Source organism: Pseudomonas sp. DF11, assembly GCF_058148565.1.
In genome coordinates this window covers 1-19,265 of record NZ_JBYVYN010000013.1, presented here as the reverse complement: position 1 = coordinate 19,265, position 19,265 = coordinate 1, and the positions used below count along the sequence as shown (strand labels likewise).

Genomic DNA, 19,265 nt, shown 5'->3' with positions numbered 1-19,265 from the left:
CTCACCCCACAAATGGATCTCGCCTCATAAAAAAGACCTCACAAGCCTGTATCCCGCGGCTTTATTGAATTCATCAGGAGTTGCAAATGGCGAAGAAACCCCGGTCTGCCACCTTTATCAAAGACCCGCTCTGGTACAAGGACGCGGTGATTTACCAGGTCCACGTAAAATCCTATTTCGACTCCAATAACGACGGGATCGGTGACTTTCCCGGCCTGATCGAAAAACTCGACTACATCGCCGACTTGGGCGTCAACACCATCTGGCTGCTGCCGTTCTATCCTTCGCCCCGACGCGACGACGGTTACGACATTGCTGAATACCGTGGCGTCAGCCCCGACTACGGGACCATGGCCGATGCGCGGCGCTTCATTGCCGAAGCCCACAAGCGCAACCTGCGGGTAATCACCGAGCTGGTCATCAACCATACCTCGGACCAGCATCCCTGGTTCCAACGCGCGCGCAAGGCCAAGCCGGGTTCGAAGGCGCGGGACTTCTACGTCTGGTCCGATGACGACCACAAGTACGACGGCACGCGGATCATTTTCCTCGACACCGAGAAGTCCAACTGGACCTGGGACCCCGTGGCGGGCCAGTACTTCTGGCACCGCTTCTACTCCCACCAGCCTGACCTCAATTTCGACAACCCGCAGGTCATCAAGGCTGTGCTGTCGGTGATGCGCTACTGGCTGGACATGGGCATCGACGGCCTGCGCCTGGACGCCATCCCATACCTGATCGAACGCGACGGCACCAACAACGAAAACCTGCCCGAGACCCATGACGTCCTGAAGCTGATCCGTGCCGAGATCGACGCCAACTACCCCGACCGCATGTTGCTGGCCGAAGCCAACCAGTGGCCGGAAGACACTCAGTTGTACTTCGGCGATGTCGACGCCCAGGGGCTGAACGGTGACGAATGCCACATGGCCTTCCACTTTCCGCTGATGCCGCGCATGTACATGGCGCTGGCCCAGGAAGATCGCTTCCCGATCACCGACATCCTGCGCCAGACCCCGGAGATCCCCGCCAATTGCCAGTGGGCGATTTTCCTGCGCAACCATGATGAGCTGACCCTGGAGATGGTTACCGACAAGGAGCGCGACTACCTGTGGAACTATTACGCGGCCGATCGCCGGGCGCGTATCAACCTGGGCATTCGCCGGCGTCTGGCGCCGTTGGTGGAGCGCGATCGTCGACGCGTGGAGCTGCTCAACAGCCTGCTGCTGTCGATGCCCGGCACGCCGACGCTGTACTACGGCGATGAAATCGGCATGGGCGACAATATCTACCTGGGTGACCGCGATGGCGTGCGTACGCCGATGCAGTGGTCCATTGACCGCAACGGCGGTTTCTCCCGCGCCGACCCGGCCAGCCTGGTGCTGCCGCCGATCATGGACCCGTTGTATGGCTACCAGTCGGTCAACGTCGAGACCCAGGCCGGCGACCCGCACTCGCTGCTCAACTGGACCCGACGCATGCTGGCGGTGCGCAAACAATCCAAGGCCTTTGGCCGTGGCACGTTGAAAATGCTCTCGCCGAGCAATCGCCGGATCCTGGCCTATACCCGCGAATACACCGGCCCCGACGGCAAGCACGAAATCATCCTGTGCGTGGCCAACGTGTCCCGCAGCGCCCAGGCCGCCGAACTGGACCTATCGGCCTACGCCGGCATGGTCCCGGTGGAAATGCTGGGCGGTAATGCTTTCCCACCGATCGGCCAGTTGAACTTCCTGCTGACCCTGGCGCCGTACGGCTTCTATTGGTTCGCCCTGGCCGCTGAAAACCAGATGCCGAGCTGGCACGTGGAACCGGCCCAGAGCCTGCCGGACTTCACCACCCTGGTGCTGAAAAAACGCCTGGAAGAATTGCTCGAGGCGCCATCGCGCACCACCCTGGAGCAAACCATCCTGCCGAGCTGGTTGCAGAACCGGCGCTGGTTCGCCGGCAAGGACAGTGCGATCGAGAAGGTGGAGATTGTCTATGGCGTGCGCTTCGGTGATCCGCAGCATCCGGTATTGCTCAGCGAAATCGACGTCACCAGCGCTGGCCAGACCCTACGCTATCAACTGCCGTTCGGCCTGCTGCCTGAAGACCAGGTGGGCGCGGCGTTGCCGCAACAATTGGCGTTGTCCCGTGTACGTCGGGTTCGCCAGGTCGGCCTGATCACCGATGCGTTCAGCCTGGAGCATTTCATACGTGCCGTGCTGCAAGGCATGCAGGCCGGTACGGTACTGCCATGCACCGAAGGTGAATTGCGCTTCGAGCCCACCGAAGGCTTGACCGCGTTGAACCTCGGGGCCGAGCCAGAGGTTCGCTACCTGTCCGCCGAACAGTCCAACAGTTCAGTGGTGGTGGGGGGCAGCCTGGTCCTCAAGCTGATCCGCAAGGTCGCTTCGGGTGTACACCCGGAACTGGAAATGAGCGCCTATCTCACCGCTGCCGGCTTCGGCAACATCTCACCGTTGCTCGGCTCGGTGGTTCGCCGCGACGCCCAGGGTGAGGATTCGTTGTTGATGATCGCCCAGGGCTACTTGAGCAATCAGGGCGATGCCTGGGAATGGACCCAGAATAACCTCGAGCGTGCCTTGCGTGACGAGCTGGCGGACGCGGTGTCCGAGCAGGAGCAACATTACAACGCCCTGGGCGAACTCAAGGATTTCGCCGGCATGCTCGGCCAGCGCCTGGGGGAAATGCACCAGTTGCTGGCCCAGGCGACCGACAATCCGGATTTCGCGCCGTTGACCACCAACGCCAAGGAAACCCAGGCCATCGGCAAGGACGTGGCCGCCCAGGTGGAAAATGCCTTGCGCCTGCTCAAGCAGAACCAGGGCCAATTGAACCCCGTGGACCAAGCCATGGTCGCACGCTTGCTGGAGCACAAAAAAACCATCCTGGCCCATGTCCAGGAGCTGGCTGGCAAGGCCGTCGGCGGCTTGCGCATCCGCGTCCATGGCGACCTGCATCTGGGGCAGGTGCTGGTGATCAAGGGGGATGCCTATCTGATCGACTTCGAAGGTGAGCCGGCGCGGCCATTGCATGAGCGACGGGGCAAGCACAGCCCTTACAAGGATGTCAGTGGCGTGCTGCGTTCCTTCGATTATGCGGCGGCCATGGCGATCCACCTGCACACCGTCGACAGCACGGCCGATGCCGATGCGGCGCGGCAACGGGTCGCCGATCGTTATTTGAGAGAGGCTCGCCAGGCATTTGTCGAGGCGTATCGGCTGGCGGCAGCTAGTCTTGCCCATGAGTGGAAGGATGCTGAAGGCGAAGACGCCGCGCTGGCGTTGTTCGGCCTGGAGAAGGCGGCCTATGAAGTGGCCTATGAAGCCGAGAATCGCCCCACCTGGCTGCCCGTGCCGTTGCACGGTCTGGTCGGGTTGTTAAGTGGGCTGCAACCCTTTTCCGACGTAGCCGGACCGATTTAGTGGAGAGAATCATGAGTGTCTCGAACAAAGAACCCCAGGGGCAGGCCAAAGAGTCATTGCTGCCGGCCCCCCATGACATCGACGCGCTGGTGCGTGCCGAACATCACGACCCGTTTTCCATCCTCGGCCCCCATGGCGACGGTGCGGGCGGGCAATTCATCCGCGCTTACCTGCCTGGCGCGCTGAGCGTGCAGGTGCTCGCCCGTGACGGCGGTGAAGAGCTCGGTGAGCTGCAACAGACCGAAACCCCGGGCCTGTTCGTCGGTCATTTCGACCGCGCCCAGGCGTACCTGCTGCGCACCCGTTGGGCCGGCGGCGAGCAGGTTTCCGAAGACCCCTACAGCTTCGGGCCGTTACTGGGGGAAATGGACCTCTACCTGTTTGGCGAGGGTAATCACCGCGACCTCAGTTCTTGCCTTGGCGCGCAACTGACCACCGTCGATGGCGTCGACGGCGTGCGTTTCGCGGTCTGGGCGCCGAATGCCCGGCGTGTTTCGGTGGTCGGGGATTTCAACGTCTGGGACGGGCGTCGGCATCCGATGCGCATCCGCTATCCATCCGGCGTGTGGGAGCTGTTCATTCCGCGGCTCGGTGCGGGTGAAGGCTACAAATATGAAATCCTCGGCGCCCACGGCATCCTGCCACTCAAGGCCGACCCGGTGGCCCTGGCCACGCAAATGCCGCCAGACACGGCGTCGAAAGTCGCCGCGCCCTTGAAGATCGAGTGGCAGGACGACGAGTGGATGCAGCAGCGTGGCGAGCGCCAGCTCCCGGGTGCGCCGCTGTCGATCTACGAATTGCACGCCGGCTCCTGGCAGTGCGAAATCGACGAGGCGGGGGAGGTGGCCCGGCAATACAACTGGCATGAACTGGCCGAGCGCCTGATCCCGTATGTCAAGGACCTGGGGTTCACCCACATCGAGCTGATGCCGATCATGGAGCATCCATTCGGCGGCTCCTGGGGCTATCAGCCGCTGTCACAATTCGCGCCGACGGCACGCTTCGGCTCGCCGGACGATTTCGCTGCGTTCGTCAACGCCTGCCACCAGGCGAATATCGGGATCATCCTCGACTGGGTGCCGGCGCATTTTCCCACCGATACCCATGGCCTGGCCCAGTTCGATGGAACCGCGCTGTACGAATACGGCAACCCGCTGGAAGGCTTCCACCAGGATTGGGACACGCTGATCTACAACCTGGGCCGCACCGAGGTCCACGGTTTCATGCTGGCGTCGGCGCTGCACTGGCTCAAGCATTTCCACATCGACGGCCTGCGGGTGGATGCCGTGGCCTCGATGTTGTATCGCGACTATTCGCGCAAGGCCGGGGAGTGGGTGCCCAACCGCCATGGCGGGCGCGAAAACCTCGAAGCCATCGATTTCCTGCGCCATCTCAACGATGTGGTGGCATTGGAAACCCCTGGCGCACTGGTCATCGCTGAAGAGTCCACCGCGTGGCCGGGCGTCAGCCAGAGCACCCAGCAGGGCGGCCTGGGTTTCGCCTACAAGTGGAACATGGGCTGGATGCACGATTCGCTGCACTACATCCAGCAAGACCCGGTGTACCGCGCCCATCACCATAACGAACTGAGCTTCGGCCTGGTGTATGCCTGGTCCGAGCGCTTCGTCCTGCCGATTTCCCACGACGAAGTGGTCCATGGCAAGCGCTCGCTGATCGACAAGATGCCCGGTGATCGCTGGCAGAAATTTGCCAACCTGAGGGCCTATCTCAGCTTCATGTGGGGCCATCCGGGCAAGAAGCTGTTGTTCATGGGCTGTGAGTTCGGCCAATGGCGCGAGTGGAACCATGACCAGCAATTGGACTGGTACCTGCTGCAATACCCTGAGCACCGTGGCGTGCAGAGGCTGGTGAGCGATCTGAACCGACTCTATCGCGAAGAGCCGGCGCTGCATGACCAGGATGACGCGCCCCAAGGCTTCCAATGGTTGATTGGCGACGATGCGCTCAACAGCGTCTACGCCTGGCTGCGCTGGAGCAAGGAGGGCCGGCCGGTGCTGGTGGTCGCCAACTTCACCCCGGTGCCGCGCGAGGCCTACCGGGTCGGCGTGCCGTTCGCCGGGCGCTGGGTGGAACTGCTCAACAGTGATGCCGACACCTATGCCGGTTCCAATTATGGCAACGGTGGCGGCGCCTCAACCGAAGAAGTGCCCAGCCATGGCCAGGCGCTGTCGCTGGAACTCAACCTGCCGCCGTTGGCGGTGTTGATCCTGCGGCCGGAGGGTTAGTGCGACAGAAGTAGCAGGGAGGATGATGGCTGTGGCGAGGGGATTTATCCCCGTTGGGCTGCGTAGCAGCCCCAATATCTGTGCATGCGGTCGACGGGTGGACCAAGGTGGGGGCTTTTAGGGCTGCTGCGCAGCCCAGCGGGGATAAATCCCCTCGCCACAAGAGGATTGTATTGGCTTCAGCGGACGAGACACGGCCGCTTGTTGTTGAACGTCCAGCCCGGAATCAGGTACTGCATCGCCACGGCATCGTCCCGCGCCCCTAGCCCCATGCCTTTGTACAGCTCATGGGCCTTGGCCAACTGGTCCGTGTCCAACTCGATCCCCAGCCCCGGCTTTTTCGGCACCTGCACGCAGCCGCCCTGGATCTGCAAGGGCGCCTTGGTCAGCCGCTGGCCGTCCTGCCAGATCCAGTGGGTGTCGATGGCGGTGATGTCGCCCGGTGCGGCGGCGGCCACGTGGGTGAACATCGCCAGGGAAATGTCGAAATGGTTGTTGGAGTGCGAACCCCAGGTCAGCCCCCATTCATTGCACATCTGCGCCACCCGCACGGAACCTTGCATGGTCCAGAAATGCGGATCGGCCAGGGGAATGTCCACTGACTGCAAGGTGATGGCGTGGCCCATCTCGCGCCAATCGGTGGCGATCATGTTGGTGGCGGTCTTCAGGCCCGTGGCACGGCGGAACTCGGCCATGACCTCGCGACCGGAATAGCCGCTCTCGGCACCGCAGGGGTCCTCGGCATAGGCCAGCACCTTGTGTTGGTCACGGCACAAACGGATCGCTTCCTTGAGTGACCAGGCGCCATTCGGGTCCAGGGTGATACGGGCCTGGGGAAAGCGCTCGGCCAGCGCGGTGACCGCTTCGATTTCCGCGTCGCCGTTGAGCACACCGCCCTTGAGCTTGAAGTCCTGGAAGCCGTAGCGAGCGTGGGCGGCTTCGGCCAGGCGCACCACGGCGGCGGCGTCCAGGGCTTTCTCATGGCGTACACGGAACCAGTCGTTGTCGGCGTCCGGTTCGCTGCGATAGGGCAGGTCGGTCTGCTGGCGATCACCGACGTAAAACAGATAGCCGAGCATCTTCACTTCATCGCGCTGCTGGCCCTCGCCGAGCAGGGCGGCGACCGGTACGTCCAGGTGCTGGCCGAGCAGGTCCAGCAATGCCGCTTCCAGGCCGGTCACCGCGTGGATGGTGATGCGCAGGTCGAAGGTCTGCAGGCCACGGCCGCCGGCATCGCGGTCGGCGAACGCGTGGCGCACGGTGTTGAGAATCTTCTGGTACGTGCCGATGGGGCTGCCGACCACCAGCGAGCGGGCGTCTTCGAGGGTCTGGCGAATGCGCTCGCCACCGGGGACTTCGCCCACGCCGGTGTGACCGGCGTTGTCCTTGAGAATGACGATGTTGCGGGTGAAGAACGGGCCATGGGCGCCGCTGAGGTTCAGCAGCATGCCGTCATGGCCGGCCACGGGCACGATCTGCATGCTGGTGATGATCGGGGCTTTGCTGGCTTCTGGAGGAGTCATGTGCACTTATCCTTGAACGAATCGAGTAATCAAACGTGGCTGGCGGCAGGGTTGGCCGGCGTCGTTGTCGACTTGGGTTTAGGCGTATTGCGCGCGGCAAACACTATGATCGCGGCAACGATCGAGGTGGCCGCCAGGCCATAGAGGCCGCCCTGGATCGAGCCGGTGTGCTCTTCCAGCAGGCCGAAGGTGGTCGGGGCGACGAAGCCGCCAAGGTTGCCCACGGAGTTGATCAGGGCAATCACCCCGGCGGCGATCCGGGCGTCCAGGTAGGCCTGGGGAATTGGCCAGAACAGCGACGACGCCGACTTGAAGCCCAGGGCCGCGAAACAGATGGCGACGAAGGCGAAGATCGGTCCGCCAGTGGTGGACATGAACATGCCCGCTGCCGCGATCAACAAGGCTGCGGCAACCCAGGCCTGCTGGAACTTCCATTTGGCCGACAGCGAGGCGAAGGCGTACATGCCGACGATCGACAGCAACCACGGGATCGAGTTGAACAGCCCGACCTGGATGTCGCTGAGCTCGCCCATCTTCTTGATGATGCTCGGCAGCCAGAACGTGGCGGCGTAGATCGTCAACTGGATGAAGAAGTAGATCAGGCAGAACAGGATGATCTGCCGGTCCTTGAGCAACTTGCCGATGGACAGTTTGATCGGCGAGGCGGCTTCGCGGGCGCGTTGTTCATCGTCAATGGTCTTGACCAGCGTGTCCTGTTCCTCACGGCTCAGCCATTTCGCGTCATGGGGCTTGGAGTCCAGCCAGAACCAGACGAACACGCACAGGCAGACGGAAAACATCCCTTCGATGAAGTACATCCACTGCCAGCCGTGCATGCCCAGGCCGTTGATTTGCAGGAGCAGCCCCGACAGCGGGCCGGAGATCAGCGACGCGATAGCCGAGCCGCTGAGGAAAATGGCGATGGCTTTGCCGCGCTCGACACCCGGCAACCAGCGAGTGAAGTAGTAGATCACCCCGGGGAAGAAACCGGCTTCGGCCACACCCAGCAGGAAGCGCAGGATGTAGAAGTGGGTTTCGTTCTGGATGAAGGCCATGCCTGCTGCCACTAGGCCCCAGGTGAGCATGATGCGGGTCAGCCAGATGCGCGCGCCGATTCTCTGCAAGAGGATGTTGGACGGGACTTCGAACAGCGCGTAGCCGATGAAGAACAGGCCGGCACCGAAGCCATAGGCAGCTGCGCCGATGCCCAGGTCGTGCTCCATGTGGGCACGCACGAAGCCGATGTTCACGCGGTCGATGTAGTTGACGATAAACATGATGACGAACAGCGGCAGGATGTGGCGCTTGACCTTGGCGATGGCCGACAGCAGCACCGGATCCGCTCCGGCATTCGCCTTGAGGCTGGATGTGTTCACTGGTTTTTCTCCCACTCGTTATTTTTATGCGGGCATCGTGCAGGTGCCGATGTTGATAGACATCATACAACTTGATTTTTTTGGATGACAAGCGGTTTTTCAGCACGATTGAGTTGGGTAGGTTGGGGTTTTATGCTGTATTTGCTGGGTTGTTTTGGGTCTTTTGATTTCTATTAACGGGTGTCAGGCTGACGCGAAGTGAATTTTTAAGAGCGATGGTTTCTGCTGAAATAGGCTGATATTGAGTGTTGTCATACAAGTTGGCGTCTCAACGATGAGATTTCCAAAGGCCGCTGGTGATAGGATCAGTCAGCCTGTCTTCAAGGAACCCCGGCGATGCCGCAAGACTTCGAAGCGCCCCTGCGCAAGCGTTCTCACAACCTGGCCCATGACTTGGTGGCGAAGCTGAGCCAGAGCATCCTGCTGGGGCAGTTGAAACCGGGAGAAAAGCTGCCATCGGAAGGCGCCATCGTGCAGGCCCATGGCGTCAGTCGGACAGTGGTGCGCGAGGCGATTTCCAAGTTGCAGGCCTCGGGGTTGGTGGAAACCCGCCACGGCATCGGCACCTTTGTGCTGGCGCAGACCGGCGAGCCGGGGTTGCGGCTCAATGTCGACACGGCGGCGGGTGTGCGGGCCATCCTGGAGCTGCGCCTGGGCCTGGAAACCCAGGCAGTCGCACTGGCGGCCCAGCGTCGCAGCGAACACCAGTTGCAGCAGATGCGCCAGGCCCTGGATGACTATCAGCGCTTGTCCAGCAACAACGACAGCTGTGTTGAGGCCGACCGGCGCTTCCATTTGCTCATCGCCGAAGCCACGGACAACGCCTGTTTTGTCGAAATCATGCAGCACCTGGGCAGTGCGATGATCCCCAGGACCCGGGTGAATGTGGCCGAACGCGGCCAGGCTGACCTGAGCAAACTGGCGCAACTGGCCAACCTGGAGCACGAGGCGATCTTCAACGCCATCAAGCGCCAAGACCCGGACGCCGCCCGCGCCGCCATGTGGTTGCACCTGACCAACAGCCGCGACCGGTTTGGCGCGGGTACCTGAAGGCTCATCGTCGCCTGACCTGTCGCTATCGCGAGCAGGCTCGCTCCCACAATGGATCGATGGTGTTCTCCGATTTTGTGCCCAACCCAATTCCTTGCCCTGTGGGAGCGGGCTTGCTCGCGATGGCGGCGTCACATTCAACATCGATGCAAGCTGACCCACCGCCTTCGCGAGCAAGCCCGCTCCCACACTGGATCTGTGGTGAACATCAATCTTGCAACCGTCCGAGATCCCTGTGGGAGCGGGCTTGCTCGCGAAGGGGCCGGTACATTCAACATCGATGCAAACTGACCCACCGCCTTCTCGAGCAAGCCTGCTCCCACACTGGATCTGTGGTGGACGCCGCATCAGTGAACACCCCCATCCCCTGTGGGAGCGAGCCTGCTCGCGATGAGGCCGGCACATTCAACATCGATGCAAACTGACCCACCGCCTTCGCGAGCAAGCCCGCTCCCACACTGGATCTGTGGTGAACACCAATCTTGCAACCGCCCGAGACCCCTGTGGGAGCGAGCCTGCTCGCGATGAGGCCGGCAGCTCACGCTCAAAACCGGCGGGCAAAAAAAACCGGCGCAACCGAGATTGCGCCGGTGGTGGTGCCAGCGGCCGTGCGGATATTCGTGGGTCCGCACAACCACCGTTGAACCTGTGTCGGTTATGCCCGCTCCAGCGCCAGGGCCACGCCTTGGCCGCCGCCGATGCACAGGGTGGCGAGGCCTTTCTTGGCGTCGCGCTTGATCATTTCATGCAGCAACGACACCAGGACCCGGCACCCCGAAGCACCGATGGGATGGCCCAGGGCGATGGCGCCGCCATTGACGTTGACCTTGTCCATGTCCCATTTCAACTCCCTCGCCACGGCCAGTGACTGGGCGGCGAAGGCTTCGTTGGCTTCGATCAGGTCCAGTTGCTCCAGCGACCAACCGGCCTTGTCCAGGCAGCGGCGGGTGGCCGAGACCGGGCCAATGCCCATGATCGCCGGGTCGACGCCAGCGTTGGCGTAGGCGCTGATTTTTGCCAGCACGGGCAGGCCCAGTGCCTTGGCTTTTTCCGCGCTCATCAGGATCACGGCGGCGGCACCATCGTTCAGTGACGAAGCGTTGCCGGCGGTGACGCTGCCGTCCTTCTTGAAGGCGGGCTTGAGCTTGCCCAGGGATTCGGCGGTGGTGCCGGCCCGCGGCTGTTCGTCAGTGGCGAATGCCACGGGATCACCCTTGCGCTGTGGAATCAGGATCGGCGTGATCTCATCGGCGAACCGCCCCCCCTCGATGGCGGCCACGGCCTTCTGCTGGGAAGCGGCGGCGAAAGCGTCCTGCTCCTCGCGGCTGATGCCGTACTTGTCCACCAGGTTTTCGGCGGTAATGCCCATGTGATAATCGTTGAAGGCATCCCACAAACCGTCAGTGATCATGCTGTCGATCATCTTCGCGTGGCCCATGCGCAGGCCGGTGCGGGCGGCCGGCAGTACGTACGGGGCCAGGCTCATGTTCTCCATGCCGCCGGCGATGATGATCTCGGCGTCGCCACAGCGGATCGCCTGGGCGCCCAGGTGCAACGCCTTGAGCCCCGAGCCGCAGACCTTGTTCAGGGTCAGCGCCGGCACCGCGTGGGGCAGGCCGGCGAGGATCGACGCCTGGCGCGCCGGGTTCTGCCCCGAGCCTGCCGTCAGCACCTGGCCAAGGATCACTTCATCGACCTGCTCGCCGGACAAGCCGGTTTGTTCCAGCAGGCGACGAATCACCGCCGCACCGAGTTCCGGCGCGGGAATGGAAGCCAGCGAACCCTGGAAACTGCCAATGGCAGTACGGGTAGCGGCGACAATCACGACTTCTTGCATCGAATCTCTCCTCACTGGGCAGCGAACTGCATTTCAGGCACGTGGTCCGGCACGATCAACTTGCCGGCGGTCTTGGCGACGATTTCCTCGACGCTGACGCCCGGGGCTCGTTCTTTCAGGATGAAGGCGCCGTTCTCGATTTCCAGGTAGGCCAGGTCAGTCAGTACGCGCTTGATGCAGCCAGCGCCAGTCAGCGGCAGGCTGCAACGGGGCAGCAGTTTCGACTCACCGTCCTTGGACGCGTGGGTCATGGTAACGATGATGTTCTCGGCACCGGCCACCAGATCCATCGCGCCGCCCATGCCCTTGACCAGTTTGCCAGGGATCATCCACGAGGCAATGTTGCCTTCCACATCCACTTCGAACGCGCCGAGCACGGTCAGGTCGATGTGACCGCCACGGATCATGGCAAACGATTCGGCCGAGGAGAAGATCGATGCGCCGATGCGCGCGGTGACGGTCTGCTTGCCGGCGTTGATCATGTCGGCGTCGACTTCGGCTTCGGTGGGAAACGCGCCCATGCCAAGCAAGCCGTTTTCCGATTGCAGCATGACTTCCATGCCTTCGGGGATGTAGTTGGCGACCAGGGTCGGAATGCCGATACCCAGGTTCACGTAGTAGCCGTCCTGCATTTCGCGGGCGACGCGTTGAGCCATTTGTTCGCGGGAAAGTGCCATGTTGTTATTCCTTCATTCGGGCCGGGGGCAGGGGATCACTTACGCACGGTGCGCTGTTCGATGCGCTTCTCGAACGTGCCGCAAATGACCCTGTCGACGTAGATGCCAGGGGTGTGGATCTGTGTCGGGTCCAGCTCTCCGGGTTCGACGATTTCTTCGACTTCCACCACGGTGATCTTGCCCGCCGTGGCGGCCAGCGGGTTGAAGTTCTGGGCGGTGTGGCGATAGATCACGTTGCCGAAATGGTCGGCTTTCCAGCCTTTGACGATGGCGAAATCGCCGGTGATGGATTCTTCCATCAGGTACTGGCGGCCATGGAATTCACGCACTTCCTTGCCTTCGGCCACTGGCGTGCCGACGCCGGTGGCGGTGAAGAAGGCCGGGATGCCGGCGCCACCGGCGCGCATTTTTTCGGCGAGGGTGCCTTGGGGGGTGAGTACGACTTCGATTTCGCCACTTAGCAGTTGCTTCTCGAAGAGGGCGTTTTCGCCCACGTAGGAGGCCACCACTTTGCGGATCTGCCGGTCTTCCAGCAGCACGCCGAGGCCGAAACCGTCGACGCCGCAGTTGTTGGAGACCACGGTGAGGTCACGAATGCCCTTGCGCTTGATCTCGGCGATCAGGTTTTCCGGAATGCCGCAGAGGCCGAAACCACCAGCGATGACGGTCATGCCGTCCTTCAAGCCTTCCAGCGCTTCTTCATAAGAACTCACGCGTTTGTCGAAACCTGCCATAGACACCTCTTTTATTCTTGATGGGGTCGCAATGAGATGCAGTGTTGCGCCAACTCATATATTTGTTAAGTTGATTTTTAGATTGGATTGATTGATAAAACTCAATAGTTATCCCTTCGACGCAACCGGACACAGAACGCCCATGACCCTTAAGCAAGTCCGCGCCTTCCTCGCCGTGGCCCAGAGCCTGAGCTTCGCCGTGGCTTGCGAGCGATTGCACCTGTCCCAGTCGGCCCTGAGCCTGACCATCAAGGCCTTGGAAGAAGGCCTGGGCGGACGCTTGTTCAGTCGCAATACCCGTAACGTTGCCCTGACGCCTGAAGGTGAATCCTTGTTGCCCCTGGCCCGACGGCTGATTGCCGACTGGGACAATGCCGAGGACGAAATGCGCCAGCGCTTCACATTGCAGCGCGGGCGTGTGACGTTGGCGGCGATGCCGTCGTTTGCCGGCAACCTGTTGCCACCGATCCTCAAGACCTTCCGCGCCCGTTATCCGAATGTCAACGTCACGGTCAACGATGTGATCAACGAACAGGTGCTGGAAATGGTCCGTGACCGGCATGTCGAATTGGGTGTGGCGTTCGAACCGATGCAGGGTTCGTCATTGGCGTTCACGCCCTTGTATCTCGATCGCTTCGTCGCGGTGGTGCCGCTGGATTCACCGCTGGCCCAGTTGCGTGAAATCCACTGGCAGACCTTGCTGGAACAGCCGTTTATCACCTTGCAACGGCCATCCACCGTGCGTGTGATGCTGGAAGAACATCTGCGGGCTCGGGGCATGAAGCTGCCCGTGGAGTTCGAGAGCCATCAACTGGCGACCGTCGGGCGGATGGTCGCCAGCGGGTTGGGGGTCAGTGCGGTGCCAGCGTTGTGCGTCGGGCAGATGCATGAGCTGGGCGCCCGTTGCATCACCTTGAGCGATCCGGTGATCGAACGGGCCATCGGGGTGCTGACCAAGCCGGGGCATGAACTGTCGGCGGCGGCGCAGGCGTTGTTCGATACGCTCAAGGAGCAGGATCTTGGTGCGCAGTTGGCCGTACGCTGAGTACCGAGCTTTTGTGGGAGCGGGCTTGCTCGCGAAGACGGTGGAACATTCAGCATTGATGTCGACTGATACTCCGCTTTCGCGAGCAAGCCCGCTCCCACAGGGGGGCTGGGTTGTTCGTTAGAACTGGCGATGTGTCAGTAAAGGCAGCAACTCCTCGCATGGCTCCTCCAGCTTCAAATCCAGCAACTCATCAGCCCGGGTCCTGCCACGGTTGATCGCCAGCAGTGGCTTGCCCTGGTCCTTGATCGCCCGGCACAGGCGGAATGCCGACCAGGCCATCAACGACGAGCCCACCACCAGCAGACCTTCCGCTTCCTCGACGGCCCGGGTGGCGCGCGCGGCGGTGGCGGCGGCAACATTCTCGCCGAAAAACACCACGTCGGGTTTCAACCGCTCGCCGCCGCAGTGTGGGCAGATGGGTACCTGGAAGCGCGCCTCGAACGCCGGGTCCAGCAGGGTGTCGCCGTCGGGCGCCTGCACGGCATCGACACCGGCCAGATAGGGATTTTGCGCTTCCATCAACAGTTGGATCTGCTGCCGTTCGCTGCGCTGTTCACAATCCAGGCAGAGCACACGGTGCAGGCTGCCATGAAGTTCGATCACGTCCTGGCTGCCGGCCTGGTCGTGCAATGTGTCGACGTTCTGGGTAATCAGGCCGCTGATGCGCTGTTCGGCCTGCAGCGCCGCCAAGGCCTCGTGGGCTGCATTCGGCCGCGCTTGTCGCACCCGTGGCCAGCCCAGCATCGCCCGCGCCCAATAGCGTCGCCGCGCCTCGGGTTTAGCGAGGAACTCCTGGTACATCATGGGTTGCCGACCCCGGCGTACACCGTCGCTGTCGCGGTAATCGGGGATGCCCGATGGTGTGCTGATACCGGCGCCGGTGAGGACCAGGAAATGGCGCCCGGCCATGTGTTCTCGCAACTGATCGATCGGTTCACGGTGAAGATCGTCCGGCATGTGGGGTGTCTCCGCTGGCCTTGAACCGTTGAGGTTAGCACTGCGGTGGTACAGGGAAAGTGCGCTGGCACCTTTCGTCGCTCAGCGCGATGGTTGCTTCAAACTTTCCCCAGCCCGGCGACATCCACTTCTATGTGCGGTACCTCAGAATCGTCGCGCTGCGATGCAGTGGCAACCACGGCTAAGGAGAAGGGAATGGCAACGCCAAAAGAGAACCTGCTGGACTGGCTCAACGATGCCCATGCCATGGAGCAACAGGCGGAAAAAATGCTCAAGGCCCAAGCGGAACGCCTGGAGCATTATCCAGCGCTCAAGGCCCGGATCGAGGAGCACTTGCAAGAAACCCTCGGCCAGCAAAAGTTGGTGGAACAATGCATACAGCGCCTGGGCGGGAGTGCCTCGACGCTCAAGGACCTGGCCGCCAAGCTCATGGCCTTCGGCCAGGCGGTCGGTGGCATGACGATGAGCGACGAAGTGGTCAAGGGCGCCATGAGTGGCTATGTGTTCGAGAACCTCGAAATCGCCTCCTACACCGTGCTGATCGAGGCAGCGAAAGTGGCCGGCGATGTGGAAACACAACGGGCCTGCGAACAGATCCTGCCCCAGGAAATCGCCATGGCCGAGTGGTTGCGCGAACACCTGCCGGAGATCACCCAGGCGTTCCTCGAACGTTCGGCCAGTCCGCATACCGAGGCTAAGCGCTGAGCATGAAAGAGCATTCGGACGCTTATTTGCGGACACCTGGGGCGCCGCCGAAAAAGGAGAAAGACGAGCGGACCACCGGTGAAGTACGCGCCATCAATCGACAGAGTGCGATGGTGGGCGTGTATGTGGACCAGGAGGATGGGCATACCGTCTTCGAGCTGGGTTCGGCCAATGACATCGATATTGGCGATGTCATCGCGTGGGACAGCGGCACCGCCCTGGGCACACAGCCCTATCGCAACTTGACCAAGGGTTGGACCGCTGACGTCTATGTAGCGAATCACGGTGTGGCGGCGGCAAATCTGGAGGTGCAGTTGCTGGCGGGGTCCTCTTGAACGCAACGTCGATCCATTCAGGAGAAAGACATGAGCGAATTAAAGTGTGGCTGTCCCGATTGTCATTGTGATGTCGATCCACAGCGGGTCTTCAATCACGACGGCGAGGCTTATTGCAGCCAGGCCTGCGCCGAACAGCACCCCAACGGTGAACCGTGTCCGGCACCGGATTGCCATTGCGAGCGCAGCGGCAAGGTCGGTGAGCGCGATATCACTGACAATCAACTGGATGATGCACTGGAGGAAACCTTTCCGGCGAGCGATCCGATTTCACCCTGAGCATTCTTGAATCCGGGTCTCGGCGACAGGGGATCCGGACACCGCAAGCCGGTCAGTGTGGTGGTGCAGAACAACACCGGCAGCCCGCGAGTTTTGGCTTCCTGGAACGGCGCGAGGCCAGGGTGACGAGACCGGTGCAATGGGGTGCTGGCGGCGCCCGGCCTTTGGCGGACAGCGTGGAAAGACACGCACTGTTTTTTCTGTGGATGGAACCATGTAGGAGCGCGCTTGCTCGCGATAGCGACCAATCACTCAACATCATCATCGCCTGGCACACCGCTATCGCGAGCCAGCTCGCTCCCACAGGTTTTTCGTTGGATGAAGTTTTAGTGTTAAGGCTGTTAATCGGTCGCCGCTTGTTTAATAGCCTGTTGCAATATCTATCAAGGTTCGGTGCAAATAAAAGCATTGACCATTCGTCGCCGTTTGATATGTTTTCTTAAAACCTTGGTGGCGTCATGTTTTCCGAATAAGACGAGTCAACGAGACTCGTTGATATCAACTAAACGAGGTGAATGAAATGGCTAACACAGGTAATAACAACCCTGGCAATTTCGCTAACGATCGTGAGAAGGCATCGGAAGCCGGGAAAAAGGGCGGCCAAGCATCAGGAGGCAATTTTGCCAACAATCCTGAGCGCGCTTCCGAGGCTGGACGCAAGGGTGGCCAGGCCTCTGGCGGCAATTTTGCCAACGACCCGCAGCGCGCCGCAGAAGCCGGACGCAAAGGCGGGCAAGCCTCGGGGGGGAACTTTGCCAACGACCCTGAGCGGGCTTCTGAAGCCGGCCGAAAAGGTGGCCAGGCCTCGGGTGGCAACTTTGCCAACGACCGGGAAAAAGCCTCCGAAGCCGGCAGGAAAGGTGGTGAAAACAGCCGCGGTGGCGGTCGTAATTCCTAATGTTTCGTAGTCTCGCAGGTCCCATGCGATTGGGCTGGGACCTGTTTCGGCGGTGATATTAAATCGGGTATTCATGCCCGACTTCGCTGATGGATTTATTGTTTGAAAAATAAGTGCGTGTGCTTGCGTTGCAATAAGCCACTCGTCTTCTGTTTTGAATAAAAACTAAATTTTATTCATTTAATTTCTTCAGACTTTCATGGGCCTGCCGCCGGCAGTGTTCTCATGCCGTGTACCTGAACGAGGAGTTCAATCATGTTTTTACATAACAAACGATTGCAGTACACCGTGCGTGTCGCTGAGCCCAATCCCGGACTCGCCAACCTGCTGCTCGAGCAGTTCGGCGGGGCCCAAGGGGAATTGGCGGCGGCATCGCGTTATTTCACCCAGGCCTTGTCCGAGGACGATCCAGGTCGCAAGGATTTGCTGATGGACATTGCCACCGAAGAGCTCAGCCATCTGGAGGTGATCGGTTCGATCATCGTCATGTTGAACAAGGGCGCCAAGGGCAGAATGGCTGAAGGCGTGGAGAAGGAGGGGCAGTTGTACCGGGACATCAACGGTGCCGGTAATGACTCGCACATCACCAGCCTCTTGTATGGCGCCGGCTCGCCGCTGACCAACTCCGCCGGCGTGCCCTGGACTGCCGCCTATGTCGACACCATCGGCGAACCGACGGCGGACATGCGCTCGAACATCGCTGCTGAGGCTCGGGCGAAAATCATCTATGAACGGTTGATGAACCTCACCGATGATCCCGGGGTAAAAGAAGCGCTCGGCTTTTTGATGACCCGTGAAATCGCGCACCAGTTGTCGTTCGAAAAAGCCTTGCACTCGATCCAGCCCAATTTCCCGCAAGGCAAATTGCCAGGCATGCCGGAATTCAGTCATGTGTATTTCAACATGTCCCAGGGCGAACCTACCGTGCGCGGTCCATGGAACCAGGGCGACGACTGGGAGTTCGTGGAGAATCCAACGCCAGCGGTGGACGGTGGCGATGGACTGGCCAGCGTCCAGTTGAGTAAAAAAGACGAAGCGCTGTTGATGGACATGAAGGCGCGGACCATGTCCAACCCCGATAGCGACCCCACCACCGGCGCCGACTTGGGTTCAGGGATGCAAGGTGACAAACTGTAGTAGACCGGCGAGGGGGCTCGGCTCCCTCGCCTGAGAATTCTGTTTGACCGCTCAACCAGTTAAGGACTTTCAATGGACCAGCCCACTTCCCGGATCCGATCGCCCTGGCGTACCTGGCTGGATCCTGTACAAAACAATCTGGTGCTAGGGGTAACCTTCTGGCTGGGGTTGGCGTTGGTTGCCGCGTTGTTGCTCTACAGCGGCTACAACGCACTGGTTGGGGCCGATCGGCAAAACCTGGGGTATGCGGTACTGGGTGGCACGTCCGGCTTCGCCGCCACCGCATTGGGCGCGGTGATGGCGGTGGTGTTGCGGGACATCTCGTCCCGGACCCAGGACATCATGCTGGGGTTCGCCGCGGGCATGATGCTCGCCGCCAGTTCCTTCTCGCTGATCCTGCCGGGGATCGAGGCGGCACAGGTCATTTGCGGCAATCAGTTGCTTGCCGCGTTTGTCGTCGTGGTGGGATTGGGGCTGGGCGTCGCCTTGATGATCGGCCTCGACCGTTTCGTCCCCCACGAACACGAGTTGAGTGGTCGGCGCGGACCGCAAGTCGAACGCATCAATCGTGTCTGGTTGTTCGTACTCGCCATCACCTTGCATAACCTGCCAGAGGGCATGGCCATCGGCGTCAGTTTTGCCGACGGCGATTTCAAGGTCGGCTTGCCCCTGACCACCGCCATTGCCATCCAGGACATTCCCGAAGGCCTCGCCATTGCCATGGCGCTGCGGGTCACCGGCATCAGTACCTTACGTGCCGCGCTGATTGCCGTGGGCTCGGGGTTGATGGAGCCTTTGGGGTCGGTGATCGGCCTGGGCATGTCTTCGGGGGTGGCCGTGGCCTATCCCATCAGCCTGGGCCTGGCGGCCGGGGCGATGATCTTCGTGGTGTCCCACGAAGTGATTCCCGAAACCCACCGCAACGGCCATGAAACACCGGCCACCTTGGGGTTGATGATGGGGTTTGCGGTGATGATGTTTCTCGACACGGCGCTGGGTTGAAGGCCTGCCAAATTCCTACTGGATTACATC

16 protein-coding genes are annotated in these 19,265 nt (G+C 61.2%); 10 read left to right on the top strand and 6 right to left on the bottom strand.

Annotated features, from left to right (window positions below; all coding sequences use genetic code 11):
• Positions 1–86: 86 nt before the first annotated feature.
• Both treS and glgB read left to right on the top strand, forming a co-directional pair.
• Positions 87–3,431 (top strand): maltose alpha-D-glucosyltransferase, encoded by a 3,345-nt coding sequence (gene treS, locus AC30D9_RS27000; RefSeq protein ID WP_490145214.1) that lies wholly within the window; start codon positions 87–89, stop codon positions 3,429–3,431.
• Positions 3,432–3,442: 11 nt separating this feature from the next.
• The gene (gene glgB, locus AC30D9_RS26995) at positions 3,443–5,677 is read left to right on the top strand and encodes a 1,4-alpha-glucan branching protein GlgB (protein ID WP_490145213.1); all 2,235 of its coding nucleotides are present in this window, start codon (positions 3,443–3,445) and stop codon (positions 5,675–5,677) included.
• Between the two features lie 179 nt (positions 5,678–5,856).
• Here the strand turns inward: glgB and gudD are convergent, their stop codons facing one another.
• Both gudD and AC30D9_RS26985 read right to left on the bottom strand, forming a co-directional pair.
• Positions 5,857–7,200, bottom strand: a complete 1,344-nt coding sequence (gene gudD / locus AC30D9_RS26990; protein ID WP_490145212.1) for a glucarate dehydratase — start codon at positions 7,198–7,200, stop codon at positions 5,857–5,859.
• A gap of 29 nt (positions 7,201–7,229) precedes the next feature.
• Positions 7,230–8,576: an MFS transporter gene (locus tag AC30D9_RS26985; RefSeq protein ID WP_490145211.1), complete on the bottom strand. Its 1,347-nt coding sequence runs from the start codon at positions 8,574–8,576 to the stop codon at positions 7,230–7,232.
• 336 nt (positions 8,577–8,912) lie between these two features.
• Here AC30D9_RS26985 and AC30D9_RS26980 point away from each other — a divergent pair, with 336 nt between their 5' ends.
• On the top strand, positions 8,913–9,626 hold the full coding sequence (locus AC30D9_RS26980) for a FadR/GntR family transcriptional regulator (RefSeq protein ID WP_490145210.1): 714 nt from the start codon (positions 8,913–8,915) through the stop codon (positions 9,624–9,626).
• A 655-nt stretch (positions 9,627–10,281) separates the two neighbouring features.
• Here the strand turns inward: AC30D9_RS26980 and AC30D9_RS26975 are convergent.
• From AC30D9_RS26975 to AC30D9_RS26965, 3 genes are read right to left on the bottom strand one after another with little or no spacing between them, the layout of a single operon-like run.
• A complete protein-coding gene (locus AC30D9_RS26975; RefSeq protein WP_307571237.1) occupies positions 10,282–11,463 on the bottom strand; it encodes an acetyl-CoA C-acetyltransferase in 1,182 nt (393 codons plus the stop codon).
• Positions 11,464–11,474: 11 nt separating this feature from the next.
• On the bottom strand, positions 11,475–12,140 hold the full coding sequence (locus tag AC30D9_RS26970; protein WP_134923693.1) for a CoA transferase subunit B: 666 nt from the start codon (positions 12,138–12,140) through the stop codon (positions 11,475–11,477).
• Between the two features lie 35 nt (positions 12,141–12,175).
• The gene (locus AC30D9_RS26965) at positions 12,176–12,874 is read right to left on the bottom strand and encodes a CoA transferase subunit A (RefSeq protein WP_003200117.1); all 699 of its coding nucleotides are present in this window, start codon (positions 12,872–12,874) and stop codon (positions 12,176–12,178) included.
• Positions 12,875–13,016: 142 nt separating this feature from the next.
• On the opposite strand from AC30D9_RS26965, the gene AC30D9_RS26960 reads away from it, so the two are divergent.
• Entirely contained in the window at positions 13,017–13,919 is a 903-nt protein-coding gene (locus AC30D9_RS26960) for a LysR family transcriptional regulator (RefSeq protein ID WP_490145209.1), read from the top strand.
• Between the two features lie 120 nt (positions 13,920–14,039).
• Here the strand turns inward: AC30D9_RS26960 and AC30D9_RS26955 are convergent, their stop codons facing one another.
• Positions 14,040–14,879: an NAD-dependent protein deacetylase gene (locus AC30D9_RS26955; RefSeq protein WP_116831967.1), complete on the bottom strand. Its 840-nt coding sequence runs from the start codon at positions 14,877–14,879 to the stop codon at positions 14,040–14,042.
• A gap of 195 nt (positions 14,880–15,074) precedes the next feature.
• On the opposite strand from AC30D9_RS26955, the gene AC30D9_RS26950 reads away from it, so the two are divergent.
• The 6 genes from AC30D9_RS26950 (at position 15,075) to AC30D9_RS26925 (ending at position 19,235) form a co-directional block, all read left to right on the top strand.
• The gene (locus AC30D9_RS26950) at positions 15,075–15,584 is read left to right on the top strand and encodes a ferritin-like domain-containing protein (RefSeq protein ID WP_490145208.1); all 510 of its coding nucleotides are present in this window, start codon (positions 15,075–15,077) and stop codon (positions 15,582–15,584) included.
• Between the two features lie 2 nt (positions 15,585–15,586).
• Complete coding sequence (locus AC30D9_RS26945) at positions 15,587–15,919, top strand: hypothetical protein (RefSeq protein ID WP_307571235.1); 333 nt, start codon at positions 15,587–15,589, stop codon at positions 15,917–15,919.
• A gap of 30 nt (positions 15,920–15,949) precedes the next feature.
• Entirely contained in the window at positions 15,950–16,198 is a 249-nt protein-coding gene (locus AC30D9_RS26940) for a metallothionein (RefSeq protein WP_116831969.1), read from the top strand.
• Positions 16,199–16,718: 520 nt separating this feature from the next.
• Complete coding sequence (locus AC30D9_RS26935; protein ID WP_116831970.1) at positions 16,719–17,096, top strand: con-10 family general stress protein; 378 nt, start codon at positions 16,719–16,721, stop codon at positions 17,094–17,096.
• Positions 17,097–17,351: 255 nt separating this feature from the next.
• Positions 17,352–18,233, top strand: coding sequence for a manganese catalase family protein (locus tag AC30D9_RS26930; protein ID WP_109751750.1), 882 nt, complete (start codon positions 17,352–17,354; stop codon positions 18,231–18,233).
• Between the two features lie 72 nt (positions 18,234–18,305).
• The gene (locus AC30D9_RS26925; RefSeq protein ID WP_109751751.1) at positions 18,306–19,235 is read left to right on the top strand and encodes a ZIP family metal transporter; all 930 of its coding nucleotides are present in this window, start codon (positions 18,306–18,308) and stop codon (positions 19,233–19,235) included.
• The last annotated feature ends 30 nt before the right edge of the window (positions 19,236–19,265 follow it).